This is a genomic window from Nafulsella turpanensis ZLM-10 (assembly GCF_000346615.1).
GTDB classification, from domain to species: domain Bacteria; phylum Bacteroidota; class Bacteroidia; order Cytophagales; family Cyclobacteriaceae; genus Nafulsella; species Nafulsella turpanensis.
In genome coordinates this window covers 31,036-54,653 of record NZ_ANNU01000024.1, presented here as the reverse complement: position 1 = coordinate 54,653, position 23,618 = coordinate 31,036, and the positions used below count along the sequence as shown (strand labels likewise).

General features: G+C 46.7%; 24 protein-coding genes. 9 read left to right on the top strand and 15 right to left on the bottom strand.

The genetic code is table 11. The annotated features are described in order from the left end of the window. Positions 1–41: 41 nt before the first annotated feature. Positions 42–503: a PaaI family thioesterase gene (locus F752_RS0111050; RefSeq protein ID WP_017731805.1), complete on the bottom strand. Its 462-nt coding sequence runs from the start codon at positions 501–503 to the stop codon at positions 42–44. Positions 504–627: 124 nt separating this feature from the next. On the opposite strand from F752_RS0111050, the gene F752_RS0111040 reads away from it, so the two are divergent. The 4 genes from F752_RS0111040 to coaD all read left to right on the top strand — a co-directional run bounded on the left by F752_RS0111040 (position 628) and on the right by coaD (position 3,129). Further along, entirely contained in the window at positions 628–1,119 is a 492-nt protein-coding gene (locus F752_RS0111040) for an NUDIX domain-containing protein (RefSeq protein ID WP_040664537.1), read from the top strand. A 75-nt stretch (positions 1,120–1,194) separates the two neighbouring features. Then, positions 1,195–1,776, top strand: coding sequence for a hypothetical protein (locus F752_RS0111035; protein ID WP_017731802.1), 582 nt, complete (start codon positions 1,195–1,197; stop codon positions 1,774–1,776). 1 nt (position 1,777) lies between these two features. Continuing rightward, positions 1,778–2,665 carry a DUF3822 family protein gene (locus tag F752_RS0111030; protein WP_017731801.1) on the top strand — a complete coding sequence of 296 codons (888 nt, stop codon included), beginning with the start codon at positions 1,778–1,780 and terminating at the stop codon, positions 2,663–2,665. After that, on the top strand, positions 2,665–3,129 hold the full coding sequence (gene coaD / locus F752_RS0111025) for a pantetheine-phosphate adenylyltransferase (protein ID WP_017731800.1): 465 nt from the start codon (positions 2,665–2,667) through the stop codon (positions 3,127–3,129). Before F752_RS0111030 ends, coaD begins: the two co-directional genes overlap by 1 nt. A gap of 11 nt (positions 3,130–3,140) precedes the next feature. On the opposite strand, the gene F752_RS0111020 is transcribed toward coaD, so the two are convergent. Then, the gene (locus tag F752_RS0111020; RefSeq protein ID WP_017731799.1) at positions 3,141–3,827 is read right to left on the bottom strand and encodes an NUDIX hydrolase; all 687 of its coding nucleotides are present in this window, start codon (positions 3,825–3,827) and stop codon (positions 3,141–3,143) included. A 105-nt stretch (positions 3,828–3,932) separates the two neighbouring features. Between F752_RS0111020 and pyrE the strand changes: the two genes are divergently transcribed. Beyond that, complete coding sequence (pyrE, locus tag F752_RS0111015) at positions 3,933–4,586, top strand: orotate phosphoribosyltransferase (RefSeq protein ID WP_017731798.1); 654 nt, start codon at positions 3,933–3,935, stop codon at positions 4,584–4,586. 14 nt (positions 4,587–4,600) lie between these two features. Here the strand turns inward: pyrE and F752_RS0111010 are convergent, their stop codons facing one another. The 4 genes from F752_RS0111010 to F752_RS0110995 all read right to left on the bottom strand — a co-directional run bounded on the left by F752_RS0111010 (position 4,601) and on the right by F752_RS0110995 (position 7,814). Then, complete coding sequence (locus F752_RS0111010; RefSeq protein ID WP_017731797.1) at positions 4,601–5,392, bottom strand: TIGR02757 family protein; 792 nt, start codon at positions 5,390–5,392, stop codon at positions 4,601–4,603. Further along, the gene (locus tag F752_RS0111005; protein WP_160164108.1) at positions 5,392–5,811 is read right to left on the bottom strand and encodes a hypothetical protein; all 420 of its coding nucleotides are present in this window, start codon (positions 5,809–5,811) and stop codon (positions 5,392–5,394) included. Before F752_RS0111005 ends, F752_RS0111010 begins: the two co-directional genes overlap by 1 nt. Before the next feature lie 183 nt (positions 5,812–5,994). Continuing rightward, positions 5,995–6,639 carry a MarC family protein gene (locus F752_RS0111000; RefSeq protein ID WP_017731795.1) on the bottom strand — a complete coding sequence of 215 codons (645 nt, stop codon included), beginning with the start codon at positions 6,637–6,639 and terminating at the stop codon, positions 5,995–5,997. Positions 6,640–6,725: 86 nt separating this feature from the next. After that, entirely contained in the window at positions 6,726–7,814 is a 1,089-nt protein-coding gene (locus F752_RS0110995) for a LysM peptidoglycan-binding domain-containing protein (RefSeq protein WP_152425110.1), read from the bottom strand. A gap of 352 nt (positions 7,815–8,166) precedes the next feature. Between F752_RS0110995 and F752_RS0110985 the strand changes: the two genes are divergently transcribed. From F752_RS0110985 to F752_RS0110975, 3 genes are read left to right on the top strand one after another with little or no spacing between them, the layout of a single operon-like run. Continuing rightward, entirely contained in the window at positions 8,167–9,537 is a 1,371-nt protein-coding gene (locus F752_RS0110985; protein ID WP_017731792.1) for an NfeD family protein, read from the top strand. Next, positions 9,534–10,283 (top strand): 3-deoxy-manno-octulosonate cytidylyltransferase, encoded by a 750-nt coding sequence (kdsB, locus tag F752_RS0110980; RefSeq protein ID WP_017731791.1) that lies wholly within the window; start codon positions 9,534–9,536, stop codon positions 10,281–10,283. Before F752_RS0110985 ends, kdsB begins: the two co-directional genes overlap by 4 nt. Further along, positions 10,280–10,786 carry a gamma carbonic anhydrase family protein gene (locus F752_RS0110975; RefSeq protein ID WP_017731790.1) on the top strand — a complete coding sequence of 169 codons (507 nt, stop codon included), beginning with the start codon at positions 10,280–10,282 and terminating at the stop codon, positions 10,784–10,786. The genes kdsB and F752_RS0110975 overlap by 4 nt, the downstream gene beginning before the upstream one ends. Before the next feature lie 77 nt (positions 10,787–10,863). On the opposite strand, the gene F752_RS0110970 is transcribed toward F752_RS0110975, so the two are convergent. After that, positions 10,864–11,871, bottom strand: a complete 1,008-nt coding sequence (locus F752_RS0110970; protein WP_017731789.1) for a hypothetical protein — start codon at positions 11,869–11,871, stop codon at positions 10,864–10,866. A 203-nt stretch (positions 11,872–12,074) separates the two neighbouring features. On the opposite strand from F752_RS0110970, the gene F752_RS0110965 reads away from it, so the two are divergent. Further along, complete coding sequence (locus F752_RS0110965) at positions 12,075–13,070, top strand: DUF3667 domain-containing protein (protein ID WP_017731788.1); 996 nt, start codon at positions 12,075–12,077, stop codon at positions 13,068–13,070. On the opposite strand, the gene hemL is transcribed toward F752_RS0110965, so the two are convergent. The 8 genes from hemL to hisG all read right to left on the bottom strand — a co-directional run bounded on the left by hemL (position 13,067) and on the right by hisG (position 23,415). Next, positions 13,067–14,365, bottom strand: a complete 1,299-nt coding sequence (hemL, locus tag F752_RS0110960; RefSeq protein ID WP_017731787.1) for a glutamate-1-semialdehyde 2,1-aminomutase — start codon at positions 14,363–14,365, stop codon at positions 13,067–13,069. The two genes, F752_RS0110965 and hemL, sit on opposite strands and share 4 nt — an antisense overlap. Positions 14,366–14,437: 72 nt before the next feature. Beyond that, entirely contained in the window at positions 14,438–16,186 is a 1,749-nt protein-coding gene (locus tag F752_RS0110955; RefSeq protein WP_160164107.1) for an ABC transporter substrate-binding protein, read from the bottom strand. 11 nt (positions 16,187–16,197) lie between these two features. Further along, entirely contained in the window at positions 16,198–17,727 is a 1,530-nt protein-coding gene (guaA, locus tag F752_RS0110950; RefSeq protein WP_017731785.1) for a glutamine-hydrolyzing GMP synthase, read from the bottom strand. 242 nt (positions 17,728–17,969) lie between these two features. Then, a complete protein-coding gene (locus F752_RS0110940) occupies positions 17,970–18,707 on the bottom strand; it encodes an SIMPL domain-containing protein (protein ID WP_017731783.1) in 738 nt (245 codons plus the stop codon). Between the two features lie 297 nt (positions 18,708–19,004). Further along, positions 19,005–20,111: a bifunctional histidinol-phosphatase/imidazoleglycerol-phosphate dehydratase HisB gene (hisB, locus tag F752_RS0110935; RefSeq protein ID WP_040664540.1), complete on the bottom strand. Its 1,107-nt coding sequence runs from the start codon at positions 20,109–20,111 to the stop codon at positions 19,005–19,007. Positions 20,112–20,192: 81 nt separating this feature from the next. Beyond that, positions 20,193–21,242 carry a histidinol-phosphate transaminase gene (gene hisC / locus F752_RS0110930; protein ID WP_017731781.1) on the bottom strand — a complete coding sequence of 350 codons (1,050 nt, stop codon included), beginning with the start codon at positions 21,240–21,242 and terminating at the stop codon, positions 20,193–20,195. After that, positions 21,235–22,527: a histidinol dehydrogenase gene (hisD, locus tag F752_RS0110925; protein ID WP_017731780.1), complete on the bottom strand. Its 1,293-nt coding sequence runs from the start codon at positions 22,525–22,527 to the stop codon at positions 21,235–21,237. The genes hisC and hisD overlap by 8 nt, the downstream gene beginning before the upstream one ends. A 30-nt stretch (positions 22,528–22,557) precedes the next feature. Then, complete coding sequence (gene hisG, locus F752_RS0110920; protein ID WP_017731779.1) at positions 22,558–23,415, bottom strand: ATP phosphoribosyltransferase; 858 nt, start codon at positions 23,413–23,415, stop codon at positions 22,558–22,560. Between the last annotated feature and the right edge of the window lie 203 nt (positions 23,416–23,618).

Below are 23,618 nucleotides of genomic sequence, written 5' to 3'. Positions count from 1 at the left end.
GTTTGCTTTCCTGAAACATAAGTAAAAAAGAAGCGAAACCCTTACGGAGCCCTATCGTCCGGGAAAACGGTTGCCATGGAAGTAGTAGCCTTTGCTGCCAAATGGCGCACTTCCTGCCCCTTACTATCATAGCTGACATCCCACACCTCTGCTTCACAAAAGTTAATTTTCCTGCCCTGCTTTAGGACACTGCCCACCACATGCAGCTTTACTCCCACGGCAGGCCGGAAGTAGGAAACTTTTATTTCAGCCGTCACCACATGCTGATCTTCCGGCACCAGGGTGTAAGCCGCAAAACCAGCCGTAATATCGGCCAGGGTAGCAACTAAACCTCCATGAACAAAGCCTTTCTGCTGCTTATGCTGCTGCTCTATTTCCAGCCATCCCTCTGTCCTTCCTTCTTCAATTACACTTAAGTCAAAGCCGATCAGGTGCATGAAATGCTGTCCTTTTAAAAATTTTTTTACCCTTTCTTTATAATCTTTGTTATAGGTTTGAAGCATAATAAATTATTTTCTGCTGCAAATATAAAACATAAGCAGGAGCTTCCAGAGGATAAAAAAGCTTTTCGGAAGCAGCTTTGAATACCCAGAAGCATATAATAGGGGCTCTATAACAATAAATAGCATGAGCGATCGAGACTTCATACATCAAAAATACGGCAACCGTCTCCGACTCAGGGTTTGTGGCATTTGTATAGAAAACGGGCACATTTTACTGGTGCGCCACAAAGGGCTTGGAGAAGAAGGCGAATTGTGGCTACCCCCCGGCGGTGAAGCAGAATGGGACTCTTCCCTGCCTGATAACCTGAAGAGGGAATTTAAAGAGGAAACAGGCCTGGAGATTTCGGTAAAAGATTTTCTTTTTGTTCACGAACATTTACAGGCCCCGTTACATGCAGTAGAGCTTTTTTTTTCAGTGCAACGAAAAGGAGGGCACCTACACCGGGGAACAGACCCCGAACTTAGTTCGCAGGAGCAAATAATACAGGAAGTTCGCTTTATGAATTTTGACGAATTAAATAGGATGGGGATGAAGAAATTACATGCTCTTTTCCATGGCTGCAGCAGCATGGAAGAGCTAAATAATAAGGCCGGATATTTCAAATTTGAAAAATAATCAATAAAATAGCGACTTCATTCACTATGTTTTACACCATAAAATTTTTATACTTGCATTTAAAATCACGGAAAAATGACTAGAATATTTACTATTTTACTTTTTGTAGTAGCCATTGGGCTGGGATACTTCCTCTACGATTCTATCAGAACTGACATTAATCAGGAGCGGTTGATAACCTCTACTGAAGAAAGGGTTATACGCAAACTGAAAATGATTCGCGATGCCCAGATTGCCTACCAGGCCGTACGTGGTGAATATACCGACAACTGGGATTCCCTGCTGGGCTTTATTGATACCGGTAAAATGTATATTGTACAGAAAAGGGAAAGGGTTATAACGCTTGATTATGGTGCAGATAGTACCATCGTGAATTATGATACTCTTGGTACGGTAAGTGTAAGAGACTCCCTCTTTAACGAGAGAAAATATCCTGACTTTAACCTTGCGGAACTGCCGATAATTCCCGGAAGTGAAGGCAAACGTTTCGAACTTTTTGCCGACCAGATTACAAAGGGAACCGGTGCTGTCGTAGATGTTTTTGAAGTAAAAGATGTGCATGTAATTAATCCGGAGCGCCGAGGAGATGTTGGCCCTGGTCCGTTAAGAGTAGGTTCAAGAACAGAAGCCACCACTCAGGGAAACTGGGAATTTTAATTTGAATACCACCGAAGCATATTATAAACTACGCCAGAAAATAAAAGACGGTAAGTTCGACATTGACCAGCTGGAACAATACAACTTACTCTTACAGGCCGGCGATAAGGAATTTCAATTAATTATTGTAGATTCCAAAACTCACCATTGCCTTTTACTGGAGCATTATGATTTATTCGGTATAGATACAGAAGAAGACTACCTCCAGATACTGGAAACGCTTTTCCGTGACCATCACCTCCTGATGGCCGGCTTCTGGAATGGGGTTAAATTTTCTGTAAAAAACCATAAGTTTTGCCTGGTACCCGCCTCGCTTTTCGATAAAGAAAAGCTGGGCGCGTACCTACGGCTGAACTGCCATATTGATGAGCAGCGCGAACGGCTTTTTTACTACAAGCATATTAAAACAAATGCAGTAACCGTTTTTGCTGCCAATAGCCGCCTGATTGAGTGGCTCCACCAACGCTATCCTAACCTCCACCTACAGGTACTCCACCACACCTGCGCCTTTACCGAAGGCATCCTTCAGTATGAAGACCACAGCAGTCAGCAGGATCTCTTCCTGATGCTGGAGAATAATGTACTGACGGCCGTGGTTACAAACAGCAGAAAGCTGGAGTACTGCAATATGTTTTACTGTCGTACCGAACAGGAATTTGTACGGTATGTTATGCTCATCTTCCAGCAGTTACAGCTCGACAGAACCACTACCAAAACAATTTTATGGGGCAGCATCGATACCCAATCTTCTTACTTTAATGCCCTTGCCCCGTATATCAGAAATATTTCGTTTGGAGGCCGCCCCAGGTTTATCCGTTTTAATTATATGTTCGACGAAGTACCGGACCACCAGTTCTTCGACCTGTACAGCATTTACGTTTGTGAATAATGGATAATAACAAAAGAGTAGCCCTTTTCCCCGGCTCCTTCGATCCCTTTACAAAAGGCCATGAGGATATTGTACTTCGGGGGCTGAAGCTGTTCGACCAGATTATAATTGCCATTGGCTACAACAGCCAGAAACAAAACCGCTATATTGAGATCGACCGGATGATCGGCCTGATAGAAAAGAGCTTTGCCAATGAAGAGCGGGTAAGCGTAATAACCTACAATGAACTAACCGCCGGCCTGGCGCATAAAACAGGCGCTCGCTTTCTGCTGAGGGGCCTGCGCAATACCACCGACTTCGAATTCGAAAATTCGGTTTCGCAAATGAACCGCTACCTGTTTAAGGAACTTGAGACAGTTTTTCTGATTACCTCCCCTACTTATGCCGCTATTAGCTCTTCCATTATCAGGGAAGTACATAAATATGGTGCCGATGTTAATGAATTCCTTCCCTACGAATTATAGAGGCAGTTCTTTCAGATAAGCCTGGTGCTTAATTTGTGGTATTTCTTAATGACGTGCCGAATGCTCCTGTAAGAGTTCACCATCGCCTGGTTTACCCCCTTTTCATCCATCCAGCAAACATCTGTTATACTTTCCTCCAGCTGGGGCTTCATCTGGCTATCGTCCAGGCAGTCGAAACGGTACCAGTAGGTCTTTTTCAGGTGCTTTTTGCCATTCCGGACATACGTATGCCAGGTATGCGTAATTTTATCCGACAGCCGTACTTTTACATTACACTCCTCCTCAACTTCCCGTAAGGCGCCCTCTTTCTTTCCTTCCTTTTTCTCCAGCTTTCCTTTCGGCAAATCCCACTTCCCCTTGCGAAAAATCAGAAGAATTTTATCGTCTTTTTCTACGATACCTCCACCAGCCTTTACAATCTTGAACTGACTCCTTACGGCCTTCTTAATACTTTTGTACTCATCCGGTTCAACCGAAAAGGTTATGCTGTCAAGCTCCTTAAACTTCTTTTCCTGCATCAGGTTTATCAGGGCCTGCACCTGGCTCCGGGTAGCCTCTTTCACCAGCACATCATCAATCAGTTTTTTACTGTCTATATTATCGGTACGTCCATTTAGCTGCACATCATAAATATGGTGGCTGTGCTCTTCGGTCGCTCGAATAAGGTTAACAGAGATATCATTTATGAAGATTTTCATAGAGTAAGGGTTTGCCCTGCCACAAAGCAAAAGAAAGATGCTCTACCAGCAAAGACAAAAATGATTAATTTTATTACTTTTAATTTGTTTACGTAAATTCGCAGCATGAGCATTGCAGATAATACTACCCAGATTGCCCGTGATATCGCCACTAAGTTACTGGAAATAGGCGCCATAAAGCTTAGCCCGGAGCAGCCTTTCCAGTGGAGCTCGGGCTGGCATTCGCCCATTTATTGCGATAACCGCCTTGCACTTTCCTATCCCGATATACGCAACTTCATTAAGAGGGGTTTAAGTAGCTTAATCAGCCAGCATTTTCCTGCAGCAGAATCCATTGCTGGTGTTGCTACGGCAGGTATACCACAGGGAGCCCTGGTAGCAGATGCTTTACAACTCCCCTTCGCTTATGTTCGCTCAAAGCCAAAGGGCCATGGAATGGAAAACCTGATTGAAGGGCACCTGCCTGCAGGCCGGAAAGTAGTGGTGGTGGAAGACCTGGTCTCTACCGGAGGAAGTTCTCTAAAAGCAGCCGAAGCACTTAGATCGGCAGGTTGTGAAGTTTTAGGCATGGCCTCCATTTTTACCTATGGATTTGAACTGGCGAAGGAAAACTTTGCCGCGGCTCAGCTCCCTCTCTACAGCCTGAGCAATTACAACATTTTAATTGAGGAAGCAGAAAAACTCGGACTGGTAACAGCCGGTGAGATAGGTTCACTGGAAGCCTGGCGAAAAGCCCCCGAAAGCTGGAAGGGAAGGTAAATCCAGCTTCTTCCTTAAAACTTCTCCTCTACTCCTAATCCAAAAAGAGCGAAATCGTATTTTACCGGGTCGCGGGAGTCGAGCAGCTTTAAATTTTCGGTTAGCTCCAGGGCCGTTAACCAATCGGTTTGTTTGCGACTGATGAGGCCAAGTTTGCGCCCTACCCTGTCCACGTGCACGTCGCAGGGGCAAACGAGCTGAGAAGGCTGTATCTGTTTCCAGATGCCGAAGTCCACTCCATTATTATCGTGCCGAACCATCCAGCGAAGAAACATCAGCAGGCGTTTACAGGCCGCCTTCCTGGCAGGCGTTGCCACATGCTTGCGGGTACGCTGAGGAGCATAGGGCAGGCTAAAGAAGAGGTTATGAAAACCAATAAGACCCGGACCTACATGAGTATCGGCAGGTGATAAGTGCTGTACAAAGCCATCTTCCAGCGAAGGATACCTGCGATAATACCAACTCAGAAACTCGATAAAGTAAAGTGTATCGGTGGTATTAAATGTGCGGTGCTTAAACTGAAGAAAGCGTTTCAGGTCCTCCTCCTGGTGGTGGAGCATAAAATCATGAGGAGCCCAGTCCATCAGGGCAAATAGTTCCCTGCATTTTTTAATAATGGTTTTCCGCTGGCCCCAGGCCAAAACAGCTGCCCAAAAACCGCTGATTTCAATATCCTCCTTTTTTGAAAACAGGTGCGGAATACTTACCGGGTCATCAGGAATAAAGGAAGGCTGGTTATATTTTGCCACCTTCTCATCAAGAAAAGGCTTTAACTGCTTTATTTTTTCAGAAACTGCTTTATCCATTACACTAAATCTGCGGCTCGTATAACCATACGCTCTTTGCCGTTAAACCATTCGAGGAGCACCCGCTCGGCATCCAGCTGGCGCACCTCCCAGTCGTAAGTAGGTAAGGTACATAACTTCTTAAGCCTTCGCCGGACAGGATCGATATATACCAGATCAAAAGCTTCCAGCTCATGCTCCTTTACCGAGTGCCATTTTTGCAGCAGTGCACCCTCAAAGCAGGTGAAATGAAACTGCCCCCATACATGCTGTTGCAGGTCAGGAAAACGGGGACTGGCATTTAACTGAAAATAAGGAGGCCCGAATAAGACCTCATCAATTTTTCGTTTGCTTAATTGCAGGCCCTCCAGGTGAAGGAAAGTCTGCCATTCTTCCTCCTTTTCTTCCTCCAGCCCTCCGGCTGCTGATAACCGGGCCAAGAATGCAGAAAGGTGGGAAAGTAAAAGAATTACTCCTGTGAAAAAGAGCGAGAAAAGGGTAATAAAGGGGTATAGGACTATAAAAACAATCTTCCAGAGTATTTTAAAAATATTTTTCATTTGGCGCAAATACTAAAGCTTCAGTTACTCTTCCGTAGGTTTAACAGGAAAGAGACGGAAACCTCACACGCCGCGTAAAATATTTTGCAGAATAGGACCTATCCCACTGGCAAAAAACTCTACGGCAATTACCATAATAATCAGGCCCATGAGGCGCATCAGTACTTTATTTCCCGTAGATCCTAACACCCGAAGAATTTTACCGGCACTCAATAGTATCACCAGCGTTAGTACACTTATAAGAAGCATTACCAGAACGAGTGCCACTTTTAACCCGACTTCATGCGCATCTTCCATTAAAACAATCGAATTGGTAATAACACCGGGTCCGCAAATCATTGGTATGGCCAGCGGAGTGATGGAAATATCGTCTTCTTCATTACTACCTTCCATCTCCGACTGGGTAACCTTTATCTTTGAATTTTTGGCCTGCAGCATTTCATAGCCCATCTTAAAAAAGATAAACCCACCCACAATCCTGAGTCCATTGATGGAAATACCGAAAAAATTAAAAATAAGCTGCCCGGTAAAGGCGAAAAACACCATGGCTATAAAAGCCGCAATCAGGGCCTTTCGTGCCACTACAGCTCTTTCGGCAGAATCCAGCCCGGAAGTCATTCCCATAAAGACCGGCATAAGCCCCAAAGGATTCACAAGCGTTAAAAAAGAGGTAAAGCAAAGAAGAGCAAAAGAAAAAATTTCGTTCATGAAGAAAAGCAGTGTTTAAGCAGCGTATAAAATAAAAAGCCTGCAGATGGGTTCCTGCAGGCCGGGAATTTAGTTAATTTGTAGCCTTAAGGAACATAGGTGAGGCGAACAGGAAACTTATCATTATAAGCCCCCAACTTTTCAAATGCCTTTTGCGAAAGCATAATCAGTACCTTATCGTTGGCCCCTGTAGGAGGTAGAACCCCAACAACCCTAACAAATACACTAAGGTTATTCATTTCATTGTGTACCTGCATAATGGTACCAATAGGTGCGGTGCGGTGCAGTGCAAGGTATTTTTTGGTATTAATAGAATCGGTAATAACCATGGCCATTCCCAGCTCTGTCATTTTCCTGACACTGGTACGATCTGCAGTGGCATCCTTGAGCTCTGTCTGTGAAGGATCGCCAATCTGGCTAATGGTTACCGGGTTCCTGTTATACTGGTAGTCTGTGGGGGCTTCTTCTTTTTTCCCGTTCCGGATAAGCCGCTCCTCTTCTTTGCCGGCAATCCCTTTACTTATCCCTACGATAAGCTTCTGGCCTATGGCCAGGTTATTAGTAGCGAGATTATTCCATTCCTTCAGCTGCTCTTCGGTGGTGTCGAAAAGGCGGGAAATACTGTAGAGGGTTTCCTGGCTTTGCACAGTATGAATAATTTTTCCGGCATAATCGAGCGCGTTGTTTTTCGGCTCTCCTGCAGCAGTATTTGCACTGGTCCTGCTAGTTCCTGCATTAGTGGCAGGAGCGGCTACCAGCAGCCTATCCCCCAGGTTAATGGCATCGGTGGTTAAATTATTCCATTCTTTTAGCTGGTCAACCGTTACATTGTACTGCCGACCAATACTGTACAGCGTTTCAGATTTTGTAACAATATGGTACTTTTCTTCAACCGGAGCATGGAGAACGTATGGAACCCGGAGGATGGCTCCGACCTTTAAACCCGCTTCCGTCTCCGGATTATATTTCACCAATTCCTCTACAGAAACATTATACTTATTCGAAATGGCATAGAGGGTTTCCTTTGGTTCTACCTTATAGAGAATAAACGTTTTACCATTGATTATTTCAGATCCTACTGAATCGCCCGGAACGCTGTACCCGGCCAGCACCGGCGAAACAGCCGCAAGGGTTAACATCATCAATAATAAAATAAACCATCTATTACATTTCATTGCTTTCGCTGATTCTTTTTCCCTTTTCAAAAATACGCCTTTTGCATGCAACAAAAAAGAAAAACCCATTCCTTCCTTTTGCAGACCTTATTTTACTTCCTTCAGTAAGCGGCTGAAACATTAAATCTCCTGAAAAACTTTTCCCTATGTGCAGTATAATAAGAATAATGGTTTAATCAAAATTGCCCCGCCTTCTCCTTTAGCGGCTAACATTCACTGCCCGAACAGATTATATGAAACATCCAGCCCCTTTCCTGCTGTTATGAAAAGCAAGACTATACTTTTCATTTAGAGACAAAGGTATTGTGCTATCTTTTTCGTAAAATTAAAACTTTAACGATGGTTTTAAAACATGTTGAAAAAGAAATTTAAAACAGAGGCATGGAGCAGTATCTTTCTGCTACTCTGCCTTTTTACCCTAACGGTATCAGCACAGAATGCCCCTCCCGCTGAGGAGGTGAAAGTTTTTGTAATGGAGCTGCAGGGCCCCATTGATCCCCGCACCAATCGCTATACAAAGCTGGCACTGGAGGAGGCGACTGAAGAAAAGGCCGATCTGGTAATTATTGAGATGGATACCTATGGCGGCGCCTTAAATGATGCCGATGAAATCAGAACCCGCATTCTCGAGTATCCTGCGCCGGTATGGGTATTTATTAATAAAGATGCCGCCTCGGCAGGTGCCCTTATATCCCTGGCGGCCGACTCTATTTATATGGCAAATGGAGCCAGTATAGGCGCTGCTACCGTAGTAAGTGGCACGGGAGAAGCTGCCCCGGATAAATACCAGTCGTACATGCGTTCTATTATGCGATCGACCGCCGAAGCCAATGGCCGCGACCCTCAGATTGCCGAGGCCATGGTCGATGAAGACCTGGAAGTAGAAGGCGTCAGCAAAAAAGGCGAAGTTATCACCTTTTCCACCAGTGAGGCTATACAACATGGGTTTGCAGAAGGCCAGGTACAAAGTATTGAAGAAATACTGGAACGTAACGGGATAGAAAATTATGAAATCATTCAGTATGAAGTAAGCCTGACGGAGAAGATTATATCCATTTTCATCAATCCTTTTATCAGTGGTATCCTTATCCTTGTAATTGTAGGAGGCCTATACTTTGAGCTGCAGACACCAGGCGTAGGCTTTCCACTCGCCGCTTCCATTATTGCACTGGTGCTGTACCTGGTGCCTTACTACCTCAACGGCCTTGCCGAAAACTGGGAGATCCTCCTGTTCTTCGTGGGGCTGGGGCTTATTATAGCAGAGGTGTTTTTTATTCCCGGCTTTGGAATAGCGGGTATCAGTGGACTCTTTATTACCATTGGTACACTCATTATTATGATGCTGAATAACGATGCCCTCAGCTTTGAGTTTGTAGATGGGGAGCGTATTTTAAAAGCCGTACTGGCTACCATTGCCGGTATGTTAGGGAGCCTGGTGTTTATTTTTGCAGGCGGACTACGTTTTGTCAATTCCAATGCCTTCCGCAGGGTGGCACTCGAAGATACTCAGGATAGTAAACAGGGGTATACCGCCAATTACAGAACAGAAACTTTCATCGGCAAAAAAGGAACTGCGTATACGGTGTTGCGCCCGAGCGGGAAAATACTCCTCGACGGAGAAATTTATGATGCCTATACCAGGGGCGATTATATTGAACGGGGAGCCAAAGTGGTAATAGTAGATGATCGCGGTTCCTCCTTTAAAGTTAAACTGGAAGAATGAAAATAATAGGAATTATTCCGGCCCGCTATGGTTCCAGCCGCTTTCCGGCCAAAGCGCTGGCCAACATAAAAGGGAAACCGATGGTACAGTGGGTGTGGGAAAAAGCCAAAGCCTGCACTGTGCTGGATGAGGTAATTGTCGCCACCGACCACCCTGCCATTTATGAGGCCGTTGAAAAGGCCGGCGGAAAAGCCTGCATGACGAACGAATCGCACCAGAGCGGCACCGACCGCTGCCATGAAGCCCTCATGCAGCAAAAAGAAGCCTATGATTATGTGATCAACATCCAGGGCGATGAACCTTTTATTGACCCTGGGCAAATAAAAGCTTTAGCCGCTCTTCTTAATGGGCAGACCGAACTGGCCACGCTCATGAAGCGCATCAAGGATCCTGCCTACCTCTTCAGCCCGAATACCGTAAAAGTAGTGGCCAATGAGGTGGGGCAGGCCCTGTACTTCAGCCGCTCCCCCATTCCGCACATCCGTAACCAAAAGGAGGAGGAATGGCTGCAGGCTCATTCTTTTTATAAACACATTGGCATATATGCCTATCGGGCCGACGTGCTGGAGAAAATCACCCGACTCCCTCCCTCCTCCCTTGAGCAGGCCGAATCGCTGGAACAGTTAAGGTGGCTACAGGCAGGCTTTCGCATTCAGCTGGCAGAAACCAGCCTCGAAAGTATGGGCATCGATACACCCGAAGACCTGCAAAGAGCACTGGCCTTTTTAGACTCAAAGGACTTATGAAAAAAGGAAAAGAGGTATTTGTGGCACCTAACGCCACCCTTATAGGACAGGTGGAGTTGGGCGACGAAAGCTCCGTATGGTTTGGGGCGGTTTTGCGCGGCGATGGAGATAAAATAGTGGTAGGTGCCCGCTCTAACATTCAGGATGGGGCTATTGTTCATGTAGACCCGGGAGTTCCCGTTCATATAGGCGAAGATGTGGTCGTAGGCCACGGGGCCATTGTCCATGGCGCTACCGTTGACGATAGTAGCTTAATAGGAATGCGGGCTACCCTGCTCAACCGGGTAAAAGTAGGCAGAGGCTGTATTATTGGTGCTCATAGCCTGCTGACGGAAGGTACTGAAATACCTGATTATTCGCTGGTAATGGGCACTCCGGGCAAGGTAGTTAAACAGCTAAGTCCTGAACAGGCCGAAAAGATTAAAGAAAATGCCGCCCGTTATGTAGAACTAGGAAAAAGGTACTTGAAGGGGGAGTTTAAAGCGGAACCCACCAGGCTTTAAGTTTTCCTGCACTAGTCCATTTAACAAAAAAAGCCTTCCTCATTGCTGAAGAAGGCTTTCTATATCTGTAAAGAGTATTACTTACTGAATGCTTCCACCCTGTTATCGAGGTCGGTGCTGTAAACCGGGAAGCTGATTTTGATGAGAGCATACAAGCCTTTGCCGCTTACTCCGGGGCGATAGCCGAATTCTCCATTGTAGGCCCAGCTGAGGTTCCTGTTAAATTTACCGTCAATACCTGCCCTGAAGCCAAACTTATTCTTTCCAATGTTTTCTGCACTATAGGCAGTTCCATCGTGGTACACATCGTTAATACCCACATTGCCTGCTACAATAAAGTCGACATAAGTAGTTAAAATCAGGTCTTTAACCAGGTCGCTATAGCTACGGTCAGGGTCAATAGCCACATTTTTAATCCAGCTGTAAGAGGCTCCCACGTAACCGCCCTGCATGCTAACACTGGAGAAAGGGTGCTCGATAGTAGCCGGTAAAAGGTTTCCTTCCACATCCGGCAGTTCCAGTCCTTCTTCTATCAAGCGGTCGAGCGCAAAGTTTGATTTATAGGCGATGGCACCACCACGGGCACCAATAATTTTTCTCACCTTCGTCGGTATCATGGATTTTTCCGGAACCATGGATTTCCACTTATTGGCATTGGAGTACCGTTGTGAATATAAGTAGATAAAGGTTTCCGTATCCTCTTCCCAGTCTTTAATATGGTACGTGCCGCCTACTTCAAAGAAGTTAAAGATAGCCGGCTTATTATCGATATCAGGTGAGTTGTAATGGGCAATATTCCGCTGGTAGTCAGTCTGGCGGAGATACGGTTTACGGAAATGGGCGCGAAAGTCGAACTTATCTGCCCAGTAATAAGTCGCTTCCACTCCAAACCCTACATTTACATTGGTCGCGAACAATTCGGTATACACTGGCTGGAACTGCACCCACAGCTTATTGATTTCGTAGGGAGCATCATAAAGCGTTTCGTAGGTAAGTATCTTTTTCTCATTTCTGTTTCCCTGGGCAAATAAGCCATCGGTAACGAGCAGAAAAAAGAATAGTGCAGGTAGTAGTATTTTATTCACAGCGTGGGCATTAAGAGGTTAGGAGACTGAGCCTTCAATTCAAAATTAAATATACAAAAAGACTTTAATCCGGCACCATCATCGTCAGGAGCATGCAATGTTTTAGCAAAATTTACATTTTATCTTGAAAAAGATAAGACCTAACCAGATAAATAAATAGTAAAAAAATGCTACATTTATCTTAAATAACAAATGATTTTTGTATGCGCCACTTAGCCGGCCCCTGCCTCGATTGCGGAAAACCACTTACCGAAAGCGATCACTTCTGTCCTAACTGCGGACAGGAAAACCGGGAACTGCAGCTCAGGCTGAAAGACCTGCTAAGCGACTTCATGAGCAATTATTTCGCTTTTGACTCCAAACTGGGACGGAGCCTTCACCACTTCTTTTTGCGGCCCGGCTACTTAACCAGGCACTATAACGAAGGCAAGAGAGTGCGTTACGTGCACCCTCTACGCCTCTATCTTATTATCAGTGTACTCTTCTTTTTCTTTCTTTCCTACCTTCTTGCTTTTCAGCTTCAGGAAGCTTCCTTTCAGCTGATGGCCAATGAAAAAAGTTCGGTCACCAACGAAAAAGATAGTGTTGCCATGGCACAGCTTAGGGAAAATCCGCGATTTTCAGCGGCAGCCGATACGCTCATTCCTCAGGCCGAATCGAGCGTGGATGGATTTCAGAAGATACTTCAATGGATAGGGGATAAAGAGATGACGGATGAAGTCCTGATGGATTCTCTGGGCGTTCAGCAGGCAACGAGAAATAGTGAAAACTTTCAGCTCCTTTTAAAACAAAGCCGACGGGTAGTACAAAAAGACATGGATGTTTTTATCCCCTACGTGCTCAAAAACCTTCCGCTGATGATGTTCCTGCTCCTGCCCATTTTCGCCCTTTACCTCAAAATGCTGTTCAGGAATAAGCCAAATTTCTACATCAGCCACATTATCCATGCACTGCATATACATTCCATGGCTTTTCTTCTCCTCAGCCTTTTCCTGATTATCGGCTGGGCCAGTGGTTATTTCTTCTTCTGGGTAACTTTTCTGCTCATTACCCTTTATGCCTTTCTCTCTGTAAAACAGGTATACCAAAAGGGGTGGGCCCGAACCCTGCTTAACTTTTGCCTGCTCGGCATGTTCTACTTCAGCACTTTCTTTGTCTTTATGCTAGCCGAAACGGCTTATTCCTTCCTTACCTTTTAAGCAGAATGGATAGCTTTAAGGCTTTCGAGATTGGCCTGCTGCAGCTTTTCAACTTCTTTACCTGCAATAGCGGCCGAAACAAAGAGAGTTTCGAATTGCGAAGGCGCAAGATATACCCCCCGCTCAAGCATAGCCCTGAAATAACGACCAAAAAGAGCAGTATCGGACTTCCTGGCAGTTTCGAAATCCACTACCTCTTCATGGGTAAAGAAAAGGCTGTACATAGAACCGATTTGATTGATGGTGTAGGATAAATTCAGGCTGTTAAGGTTTTCCCGCATCCCCTTTACAATCGCGCCGGTGGTTTGCGCTAACTGCTCATAAACCTCCGGGTGCTCATTCAGGTAAGTAAGCATAGCCATACCTGCCGCCATAGCTACCGGGTTGCCGGAGAGGGTCCCTGCCTGGTAAACCGGACCGACCGGCGAAACAAAATCCATTATTTCTTTACGGCCACCATAAGCACCTACGGGCATTCCGCCCCCAATGATTTTACCTAAAGTCGTGAGGTCGGCCTGCACGCCAAAAACTTCCTGAGCCCCTCCTTTTGCCAGCCTGAAGCCGGTCATAACCTCGTCGAAAATCAGCACAATACCTTCCCTGTCGCACAGGTCGCGTAATCCCTGTAAATAACCTTCGCGCGGCAGCACACAGCCCATATTGCCGGCAACAGGCTCCAGAATAATCGCTGCTACCTTTCCTTTGTTCGCACTTACCAGCTCCTCTACTGCCTGAAGGTTATTAAAAGGTGCTGTAAGTGTATCCCTGGCGGTTCCTTCCGTTACACCAGGGCTATCTGGCGTGCCCATGGTTATCGCTCCACTGCCGGCGGCAATCAGGAAAGAATCGCCATGCCCGTGGTAGCAGCCTTCGAACTTAATAATTTTTTCCCGCCCGGTGTACCCGCGTGCCAGCCGAACCGCTGACATGGTAGCTTCTGTACCGCTATTGACCATGCGTACTTTTTCTATGGAAGGCACCATGCTGGTAATAAGCTCGGCAATTTCAATTTCCCGGGCTGTTGGGGCTCCGAAAGAAAGTGAAGCAGGAATGGCCTCCATTACCGCTTTATTAATACGCTCATGAGCGTGCCCCAAAATCATGGGCCCCCATGAGTTAATCAGGTCGATATAAGCATTTCCATCTTCGTCGTGCAGGTAGACCCCCTTCGCAGATTTAATGAACAGCGGGTTGCCGCCTACTGCTTTAAAGGCTCTTACCGGCGAGTTAACACCCCCAGGTATAAAATTTTGTGCGTTACTAAAAAGCTGGCTGCTTCTATCGTTCTTTAACATAAAAATGGTAATTCTATAAACTTAATAAATCAATTTATTGGCTGCTCCAGGCCTCTCCTCGGCTACCCACGCTTACTGGTAAACCAGCTCGAGGGCAGAATCCTTAAAGCGCACAATGGGTACGCACTGATTGTCGTTTCCTTCCGAAAAGTTATAACCGGTACACAGCAGGCCCTGCTGATAAGGACCGTTAACGGCACCCTTCTGGAAGAGATTACCTCTTTCGGCCATCATCCTTCCATAATACATCATCAGGTCGTAGCCGATATAGGCAAAGCGGGAAGGCATATGATTAACTTTTTCGAGATAGCGCTCTCTGAAATTCTTGAAGCTTTCGCCGGTATAATTAATATATTCGGGAGCGACAAAGTATACTCCCAGGCGCTCCAGCTGCTCGAAGGAGACAAAGTTTTTCCGCAGCCAGGCTTCCTGTCCAATCATGGGCAAACCATCGCCCCGGCTCATTAGCGCACTCAGAGAGTTGGCTACAATCAGTTCGTCTTCCGAGGCTACAAATACGTGGCCCAGAGAGTCCTTGCTAAGGCGATGGCCTTCCTTCAGCATCGTGCGGATGTCCTTCTCTTTTCCGTCTTTTTCTACCGGTACAGGAACCAGTAATTTTTTAATCAGGTTTTCTTCACCGGCAGGGATTTCTTTTATCATTTTAATGCGGAAGCCTGCCTCTTCAATCGCCTGCTTATAGCTGTATGCCAGCACCGAATCACGTTCTTTCGGGCCATAGAGAATAACGGCTGTAGAATCTTTAAAAGTTTTGGCAGCAAACTCAGCCGCTTTCTTTCCCTGGGTTTCGATGGAAGGTTTAAATAGAAAGGAGTATGGGTTGTTGCGAATCACTTCGGAATTAACCGAGAGAGGATTCACCATATTAATCCCTTCGTTATAGGCAAACTCGTATGCAAGCTGAGCCGGACCAGGAAAGAGCGGCCCAACCAGTAAATCCATCTTCTTCATTTCCGGCCTTGCCAGTAAACTTCTGGCCATCAGGCTATCGCGCTCCACATCGTAGGCATGCAGTTTTATATTAATGTTTTCTTCTGCCAGCTCCTGCTGGGCAATTTTCATCCCTTCGTACAGATCCAGCACAAAATAACGGTCATGCAAATTGGTGGCCGCCTCCAGATCTTTCATCAGAAAAGGCAGAAGCACCGCTACATGATACTGATCCTTACGTTCCGACTTACCCAACACCGGCTCCTCAAGCAATAACTCTCGGTCCAGCTGATAAGTCTGCACCAGGCTTTCAAGATATGCCTGATCCTGCGCATGCAAAGGGAGCCTGCTTATTTTTCCGGCGATTACCTTTGCAAGGTATTTAGCCTCCGGGTGCCCCTTCAGGAGGTTGCGCAGTAGCTTCAGGTCCTCTTCTTTGGCTAAAAAGAAAGCTGCCATCTCCTCTGCATCAGCCTTTACGCCGGCATTATCGATTTCTCCAATCAGTTCAACAGCTTTACGATAAGCCTCCTCTTCAAGGTATACCCTGCTAAGCCAGTAGTTCACCTCCGGCATTTTATCCCAGCCGGCATACTTCTGCCGTACCTGCTGCAGCATGGCTTTAGCCTGTCCTAATTCCCCACTTTTAATAGCAGAGAGGGCATAGTAAAAAGAGGCATATTCGGCAAACGAATTGTTCTTCTGCTGTACGGCCAGCTCCCGAAAAGCATCCATCGCCTGGTCCCAACGCTCCTGCTGATACAGGCTTTTGGCGCGAAGGTACATTTGCTGGTAATCATTTTTGTTCTGGCCAAAAGCAAGCTGCAAGGGCAGCATGAGTAGCAACAGAATTAAAAACTGGTTTTTCATGCACATAAAATTTATTCCCATTCAATGGTGGCCGGTGGCTTGGAACTGATATCATACACCACGCGGTTCACGCCTTTTACCCTGTTAATAATTTCGTTTGATATATCGCCCATAAATTCATAGGGCAGGTGATACCAGTCGGCCGTCATGCCATCGACGCTGCTTACCGCCCGAAGGGCCACTACAGATTCATAGGTGCGCTCGTCGCCCATCACTCCTACGGATTGAATCGGCAGAAGGATAGCGCCTGCCTGCCAGATCTCATTGTAAAGGCCTGCTTTTTTCAGCCCGTCAATAAAGATATGGTCTACCTCCTGAATTAAGGCCACTTTGGCGGCGGTAACATCGCCCAGAATGCGGATGGCCAGCCCCGGACCGGGAAAAGGATGGCGGCCAATGATGGCTTCGTCTATTCCGAGGGTTTTACCCACCAGCCGCACTTCATCTTTAAAGAGCGTATTAAGAGGTTCTACGACTTTCATCTTCATCCGCTCTGGCAAACCGCCCACATTGTGGTGCGATTTTATGGTAGCAGATGGTCCTTTTACACTTACCGACTCAATTACGTCGGGGTATATGGTGCCCTGTCCCAGCCACTTCACGTCCTGAATGCTGTGGGCTTCGGCATCGAACACCTCTATAAACGTACGGCCGATGGCTTTTCGTTTATCCTCCGGGTCTGTTAAACCTTCCAGGGCTGCATAAAAGGCGGCACGGGCGTCCACTCCTTTTACATTTAGCCCCATATGCTTGTAAGAGTCCAGTACCTGCTGAAATTCCCCTTTTCGCAGCAAACCATTATCTACAAAAATACAGTATAGGTTCTTTCCTATTGCCTGGTGAATAAGCATGGCTGCCACTGAAGAATCGACGCCCCCGCTCAAACCTAATACTACCTTATCCTCTCCCAGCTGTGCCTTTAAGCCATCAACAGTCTCTTCAATAAAAGTTTTGGGGGTCCAGTCCTGGCTACAGTCGCAGATGTGGACGACGAAGTTCCGCAGTACAATTTTACCTTCTGTAGAGTGGGTAACCTCCGGGTGAAACTGGATGCCGTAAGTCTGCTCATCCTGAATTTTATAAGCAGCCACCCGCACCGATGGGGTACTGGCAATAATATCGAAATTTTCGGGCAACTGCGAGATGGTATCACCATGCGACATCCACACCTGGGAGTTAACAGTAATCTCCTTCATCAGGTCCAGCTTATCGTTTACCTCATGGAGGCGCGCACGACCATATTCGCGGATGGTGGAAGGCTGCACATAGCCTCCGTTTTTGTGCACCATCAGCTGGGCGCCATAGCATACCCCCAACACAGGCACTTTGCCACGGTAGGCACTCAGGTCCACATCGGGCGCATCTGCTTCGCTAACCGAACAGGGGCTGCCGGAAAGGATAACTCCCTTTATATCTTCTGTTAAAGGAGGCGGATCGTTAAAAGGGTGGATTTCGCAATAGACATTTAGCTCCCGCACCCGTCGGGCGATGAGCTGGGTATACTGCGAGCCAAAGTCGAGGATAAGGATTTGTTCTTGCATGCCAACAAAAATAATACGACTGCAGGGTTTATACTAAAGATTAGAAGATAAAAAGCATTTATTTTCAGAGGGACTCCCCTGCTGCCTCTCCTACCTGCTGAAAGCCTTCCGTATTTGCGATTTTATTCCTATTAACCAAACCTAAAAAATTCATCCTGCCTATAATCCATCAAAAAATGAGGGTCATAAAAAAAGCCGCCCCGTCTGTTCACGAAGCAGCTTTCTCCTCTCGAATAAGTGTTTTACTGGATATTCCAGAAAATCGTAATCTGGTCATTCATTTCAATTTCCTTCACCTCCATACCTGCCGATTCCTGTTTAGGAGCTGCAGAAGCTGCACGCATGTCCATTTCGTACATTGGCAGGGGATGTACAGAAGGTTGCCCGTAGACAATGTGCTGGATTTTGCCTAAGGATACACCCGATGCCTTGGCAATAACTGCCGCTTTGCTCCGGGCATCCGCTATGGCACGCTGGATTAGCTTTTCCTCCGCCTCTTTCTTCGCTTCATCGGAAAGGGTAAAACCAAAATGAAAGAGCGCTTCCGCCCCCTGCTCTTTGGCAAAAGCTTCCATCAGCTTAGTAACTCTTTTGGGGTCGCGCTTAAACTTCAGCTCAATATGCTGAGTGGCGGCATAACCAATCTGCCGGTACTCCCCTTCGCGCCACTCTCCGTTTTCCTGCACATTGAGCTGGCTGGTCTTTATTTCCTCCCGCTCAAAGCCGGCTTTCATCAGCTTCTGCTGCAGGCGTTCTATTTTGGCATGAAGCTCTTTTACCGCCTGGTTAAAATCCGGGCTGGTGGCCTTAACCGTCATGTTGAGGACCGCCAGGTCGGGCACTACTTTAAGACTGCCTGTTCCATCAATTTTTAAGGAAAAGGTTGGCGGTAAGGGCTGAGCAGTGGTTACCTGTGCCTGGGCTATGCTCAGCGTAAGAAATGGCAGCAACAAAAAGAGATAAATAGATGCTTTTTTCATAATGATAAAAATTAGTTCAGGTTTTGAATGCAGGCACTACAAGCTACTAAAAATAAGCAGTCCTTTCAAATACATGCTCTTTTACCGGAGCTCCGGCCTTACAGGCAGTAAAGCAAATGCTATACCAATTAATCTTTAACCTGGCAGTCGCCTGAACGACACTCTTCAAAACATCACTCATCTGACTGATTACCAATGGATAAAAAAGTAGCAGGTAGTTTCTTCATCAAACTTCCACACCAGCACAACTAAAGGGAGATTTAATGCCTAACATTTTCTATTCCTCAGCAACCAGCCTCACAATACGCCTTTGGTACTCGGCAAATTCTGGAGCTGGTTCGGGTCCTGCCGAATAGCCATCCGAATAGAGCGAGCCAGTCCCTTGAAAAGGGCTTCGATTTTATGATGCTCATTTTCGCCCGAAACCTTCATGTGGAGATTGCAGCGGGCAGCATCGCTAAAGGATTTAAAGAAGTGGTAGAACATTTCGGTAGGCATATCCCCTATTTTCTCCCGCTTAAACTCTGCCTCCCACACGATCCAGGGGCGACCGCCAAAATCAATTGCCACCTGGGCCAGGGCATCGTCCATAACCAGGTGAAAGCCATAACGCTCCATGCCACGCTTATCGCCGATAGCCTTCGCAAAAGCCTCTCCTAAAGCCAAGGCAGTATCTTCAATGGTATGGTGCTCATCTACCTGGAGATCTCCTTTTACCTGCAGCTGTATGCTTACTCCACTGTGCCGGGCCAGCTGGTCGAGCATATGGTCGAAAAAGTGCAGACCCGTTTGTATATCGGCAGTACCTTTACTATCGAGCAGCAGCTGCAGCTGGATATCTGTTTCTTTTGTAGTGCGGCGGACTTCGGCCGAGCGGAAAGGCAGTAGCACGAAATCAGCTATTTCATCCCAGTTGGTCGAGCTAAGCTCCGCATCCGGAGCGCCTGATTCGCCGATAAAAATAGCTTTACAGCCCAGGTTTTTAGCCAGCTGCACATCTGAAAGCCGGTCGCCGATTACATAACTGTTGGTTAGGTCGTAATCGCCTGCCAGGTAAGAAGGAAACATACCAGTGCCGGGCTTGCGGGTATCCAGCCCTTCGTGCTCAAAGCTCCGATCAATAAGGATATTGTCGAACACCACCCCTTCAGCCTCCAGAATATCCAGCATTTTCTGATGAGCGGGCCAAAATGTTTCTTCCGGGAAACTCCCGGTACCTAAACCATCCTGGTTCGTCACCATTACCAGCTCATAATCCGACTGTTCAGCAATACGTCTGAGGTTAGAAATGGCTTTTGGGATAAAGGCGAGCTTTTCGAGCGAATCGACCTGAAAATCAGTTTTCGGCTCTACAATTATGGTTCCGTCCCTGTCTATAAATAAGGCTTTTTTCTTTTCCTCCATTTTATTTTCTTTCAAAGTGGAGCACCGTAACTGCTCCCTATTCCAATATTTTTTGATGCACGCATAAAAAACCAGGAAATATTATGCAGAATAGAGAGCGAGCTGCTCCAGTAATAAATCGTTTTCTTCGGGTGTTCCTACTGTTATCCTGAGGCAGTCTTCGCAGAGGGCAACTTTTGAACGATCGCGAACAATTATTCCCTGCTTTACCAGGTATTCATACACCTGCCGGGCCCCCTTTACCTTCAGCAATACAAAATTGGCATCACTCGGGTACACCTTTTCTACCAGTGCCAGATCCTCCAAAGCCTTCACCAGTCTTTCGCGCTCATGCAAAATGAGTTTAACATGCATTTCCATTTTATCGAAATTGCGCATGGCATTTAATGCCCGTTCCTGCGTAAGCTCGTTAATATTATAGGGAGGCTTAATCTTATTAAGAATGGCAATTATTTCCGGCGAAGCCATGGCAATACCCAGGCGGAGGGCGGCGAGGCCCCAGGCCTTACTAAAGGTCTGCAGCACTACCAGGTTAGGAAACTCCTCCAGCTTTTCGGTCCATGAATTTACCCGGGCAAAATCGATATATGCTTCATCGACCACCACCAGGCCCGGGAAGCTTTGAAGCAGGAGCCGAACAGCCTCCGGATTCTGCAGGTTGGCCGTTGGGTTATTGGGTGAGCAAATGAACAGGATTTTACTTTGTGCATTAGCCGCTTCCAGAATAGCCTCCACCCTTGGCTGAAAATCGGAGGAGAGGAGCAGTTCCCGAACCTCCACATTATTAATATCGGCACTTACCTTGTACATGCCGTAGGTGGGCGGCAGAATAATGATGTGGTCCTGCCCTGGTTCGCAGAAGGCGCGAATCAGCAGGTCGATGGCTTCGTCGCTGCCATTGCCCAGAAAAGTTTGCTCCTGTTCCACACATTTTATTTTTGCCAGCATTCGCTTTACGCGGTACTGGTAAGGATCAGGATAACGATTGTAGTTCTCCAGGGTGGCTGAACCAAGCGGGTTTTCGTTGGCATCAAGAAAAACAGCCGCCTCGCCCGAAAACTCATCGCGGGCAGAGGAATAAGGCACCAGCTTTTGGAGGTGCGGACGCAGTAGTTGAAGTAGTTCAGCCATTATTTTTTATTTGCTGTAGTCGGAGGCTTACGGCATTGGCATGGGCCTGCAGGTGCTCTGCTTCGGCCATGGTTTCAATTGCAGGGCCAATATTCTTAAGCCCTTCTGGACTAATTTCCTGAAAGGTAATCTTCTTCACAAAACTATCGACCGATACCCCGCTATAGGCCCGGGCAAAGCCATTGGTCGGGAGCGTATGGTTGGTACCCGAAGCATAATCGCCAGCCGATTCGGGTGAGTAATTCCCGAGGAAGACCGAGCCGGCATTTATAATTTTCTCCGCCACTTCCCCGTAATTATGCACGCTTAAAATCAGGTGCTCAGCGGCATAGGCATTCAGCAGGTCAATAGCATCTGCCTCCCGGGATACCACCAGGAAACGGCTGTTTTCCAGTGCCTGCTGTGCCATTTCCTTCCTGGGCAGGTCCTGAAGTTGCGTTTCCACCTCTTTCTGTATAGCTTCGGCTATTTCTTTGCTGGTGGCAACCAGCACCACTTGGCTATCGGCCCCGTGCTCTGCCTGCGACAACAGGTCGGCCGCCACAAAGGCAGGATGAGCAGAGACATCGGCATATACCGCTACTTCAGACGGACCGGCAGGCATATCGATGGCAATTCCTTCCTTTGCCGCTTTTAACTTGGCTGCTGTTACATACTGATTTCCGGGGCCGAAAATCTTATCTACTTTCGGAACACTTTCCGTCCCATACATCATGGCTCCAATGGCCTGTGCCCCTCCGGTTTTAAAAACTTTACGGATACCCAGCAAATGAGCAGTATACAAAATGGCCGGATGAATTTTTCCGCTACGGTCGGGCGGCGTACACAGCACAATTTCTTTACAACCTGCCAGCCGTGCCGGAATACCCAGCATCAGAACGGTAGAAAAAAGGGGCGCTGTACCTCCGGGGATATAGAGACCTACTTTTTCAATGGCGACACTTTTGCGGCTGCAGCGAACACCAGGCATCGTTTCTACGACCAACCGCTCCCCCATCTGGGCCTTATGGAAGGTTTCAATATTTTGCTTTGCCAGCTGAATCGCTTCCTTGAGTTCTCCATTGATTTCGTCCGCGGCAGACAGCAACTCATTGTCCGACACTACCACCTCTTCCAGATGAACCAAATCGAACTCAAGAGCAAATTTAAGCAGGGCGCTATCGCCATTTCGCTTCACCTTTTTCAGGATGGGCTTTATAATCTTCTTTATCCTTTTCTGTTCCTGCCTTGGTCTCTCTAATAATTCCGGCCATCGGCTCCGCTCCGGATTCACAATTATTTCCATTCCGTCTGTAATAGTTTTCAGAAAAATAAGCTATAAAATCATTTTTTCAATCGGGACTACTAAAATTCCTTCGGCACCGGCTGCCTTCAACTGGTCAATTACCTCCCAAAATTCCTCCTCCTGAATAACGGAATGCACAGAATTCCAGCCCTTTTCTGCAAGCGGCAAAACCGTTGGACTGCGCATACCTGGCAGTATCCGGATTATTTCCTGCAACTGATCTTCAGGCGCATTGAGCAGGATATATTTATTATTTTTGCCCCGCTGTACGGCATCTATCCTAAACAGCAGGCGATCCAGTATTTCCAGCTTTTCGGCAGATAAGGCTGTGCCTTTGATGAGCACCGCCTCTGATCGGAAAATGGTTTCCACTTCTTTAAGGCCATTCATAAACAGCGTACTTCCGGAGCTTACAATGTCGCAAATGGCCTCGGCCAAACCAATGCTTGGCGCAATTTCTACCGAGCCGCTAATTTCATGGATCGTTGCCTTTACCCCTTTCTCCTTGAGATATTGCCCGAGGATAACAGGATAAGAAGTGGCGATATTGCCACCTTCTAAATCTTCCAGGCTATTATACTGTGCATTTTTAGCAACTGCCAGCGATAACCGGCATTTTGAAAAGCCCAGCCTCTTGGCAATGGTAACCTCCCGACCTTTTTCCACTGCTACATTTTCACCTACAATACCAATATCAGCCACGCCATCTTCTACATAACCTGGTATATCGTCGTCGCGCAGGAAAAGGAACTCAATAGGGAAATTGGCTGCTTCGGACTTTAATTTACGCATGCCATTGGAGAATTTGATGCCACACTCACGGAGGAGGCTGAGGGAATCTTCGCTTAAACGTCCACTTTTTTGAACGGCGATTCTTATTTTTTCCATAAAAAAAGAATTTGGGCAAACTGCCTGAATAGGCGTGAAAGTAATTAAGTAAGGCTAAAAGGATTTTCCTGAAGAGGAAGAGGTGTGCTTATGCACAATGGTGATGGTGGTGTACATGAGTAGCCTGCCATGCTGTTGCGTGGTGATGATGGAGGTGGATATGTAACTGCATACTCATGTGGTGCAAATATAGGGAAGAAGCC

Excerpts from the sequence above, each read along its gene's own strand:
- F752_RS0111050 (WP_017731805.1), bottom strand. The coding sequence starts at position 503 with ATGCTTCAAACCTATAACAAAGATTATAAAGAAAGGGTAAAAAAATTT.
- F752_RS0111040 (WP_040664537.1), top strand. The coding sequence starts at position 628 with ATGAGCGATCGAGACTTCATACATCAAAAATACGGCAACCGTCTCCGA.
- F752_RS0111035 (WP_017731802.1), top strand. The coding sequence starts at position 1,195 with ATGACTAGAATATTTACTATTTTACTTTTTGTAGTAGCCATTGGGCTG.
- coaD (WP_017731800.1), top strand. The coding sequence starts at position 2,665 with ATGGATAATAACAAAAGAGTAGCCCTTTTCCCCGGCTCCTTCGATCCC.
- F752_RS0111020 (WP_017731799.1), bottom strand. The coding sequence starts at position 3,827 with ATGAAAATCTTCATAAATGATATCTCTGTTAACCTTATTCGAGCGACC.
- pyrE (WP_017731798.1), top strand. The coding sequence starts at position 3,933 with ATGAGCATTGCAGATAATACTACCCAGATTGCCCGTGATATCGCCACT.
- F752_RS0111010 (WP_017731797.1), bottom strand. The coding sequence starts at position 5,392 with ATGGATAAAGCAGTTTCTGAAAAAATAAAGCAGTTAAAGCCTTTTCTT.
- F752_RS0111000 (WP_017731795.1), bottom strand. The coding sequence starts at position 6,639 with ATGAACGAAATTTTTTCTTTTGCTCTTCTTTGCTTTACCTCTTTTTTA.
- F752_RS0110995 (WP_152425110.1), bottom strand. The coding sequence starts at position 7,814 with ATGAAATGTAATAGATGGTTTATTTTATTATTGATGATGTTAACCCTT.
- F752_RS0110985 (WP_017731792.1), top strand. The coding sequence starts at position 8,167 with ATGTTGAAAAAGAAATTTAAAACAGAGGCATGGAGCAGTATCTTTCTG.
- kdsB (WP_017731791.1), top strand. The coding sequence starts at position 9,534 with ATGAAAATAATAGGAATTATTCCGGCCCGCTATGGTTCCAGCCGCTTT.
- F752_RS0110975 (WP_017731790.1), top strand. The coding sequence starts at position 10,280 with ATGAAAAAAGGAAAAGAGGTATTTGTGGCACCTAACGCCACCCTTATA.
- F752_RS0110965 (WP_017731788.1), top strand. The coding sequence starts at position 12,075 with ATGCGCCACTTAGCCGGCCCCTGCCTCGATTGCGGAAAACCACTTACC.
- hemL (WP_017731787.1), bottom strand. The coding sequence starts at position 14,365 with ATGTTAAAGAACGATAGAAGCAGCCAGCTTTTTAGTAACGCACAAAAT.
- F752_RS0110955 (WP_160164107.1), bottom strand. The coding sequence starts at position 16,186 with ATGAAAAACCAGTTTTTAATTCTGTTGCTACTCATGCTGCCCTTGCAG.
- guaA (WP_017731785.1), bottom strand. The coding sequence starts at position 17,727 with ATGCAAGAACAAATCCTTATCCTCGACTTTGGCTCGCAGTATACCCAG.
- F752_RS0110940 (WP_017731783.1), bottom strand. The coding sequence starts at position 18,707 with ATGAAAAAAGCATCTATTTATCTCTTTTTGTTGCTGCCATTTCTTACG.
- hisB (WP_040664540.1), bottom strand. The coding sequence starts at position 20,111 with ATGGAGGAAAAGAAAAAAGCCTTATTTATAGACAGGGACGGAACCATA.
- hisC (WP_017731781.1), bottom strand. The coding sequence starts at position 21,242 with ATGGCTGAACTACTTCAACTACTGCGTCCGCACCTCCAAAAGCTGGTG.
- hisD (WP_017731780.1), bottom strand. The coding sequence starts at position 22,527 with ATGGAAATAATTGTGAATCCGGAGCGGAGCCGATGGCCGGAATTATTA.
- hisG (WP_017731779.1), bottom strand. The coding sequence starts at position 23,415 with ATGGAAAAAATAAGAATCGCCGTTCAAAAAAGTGGACGTTTAAGCGAA.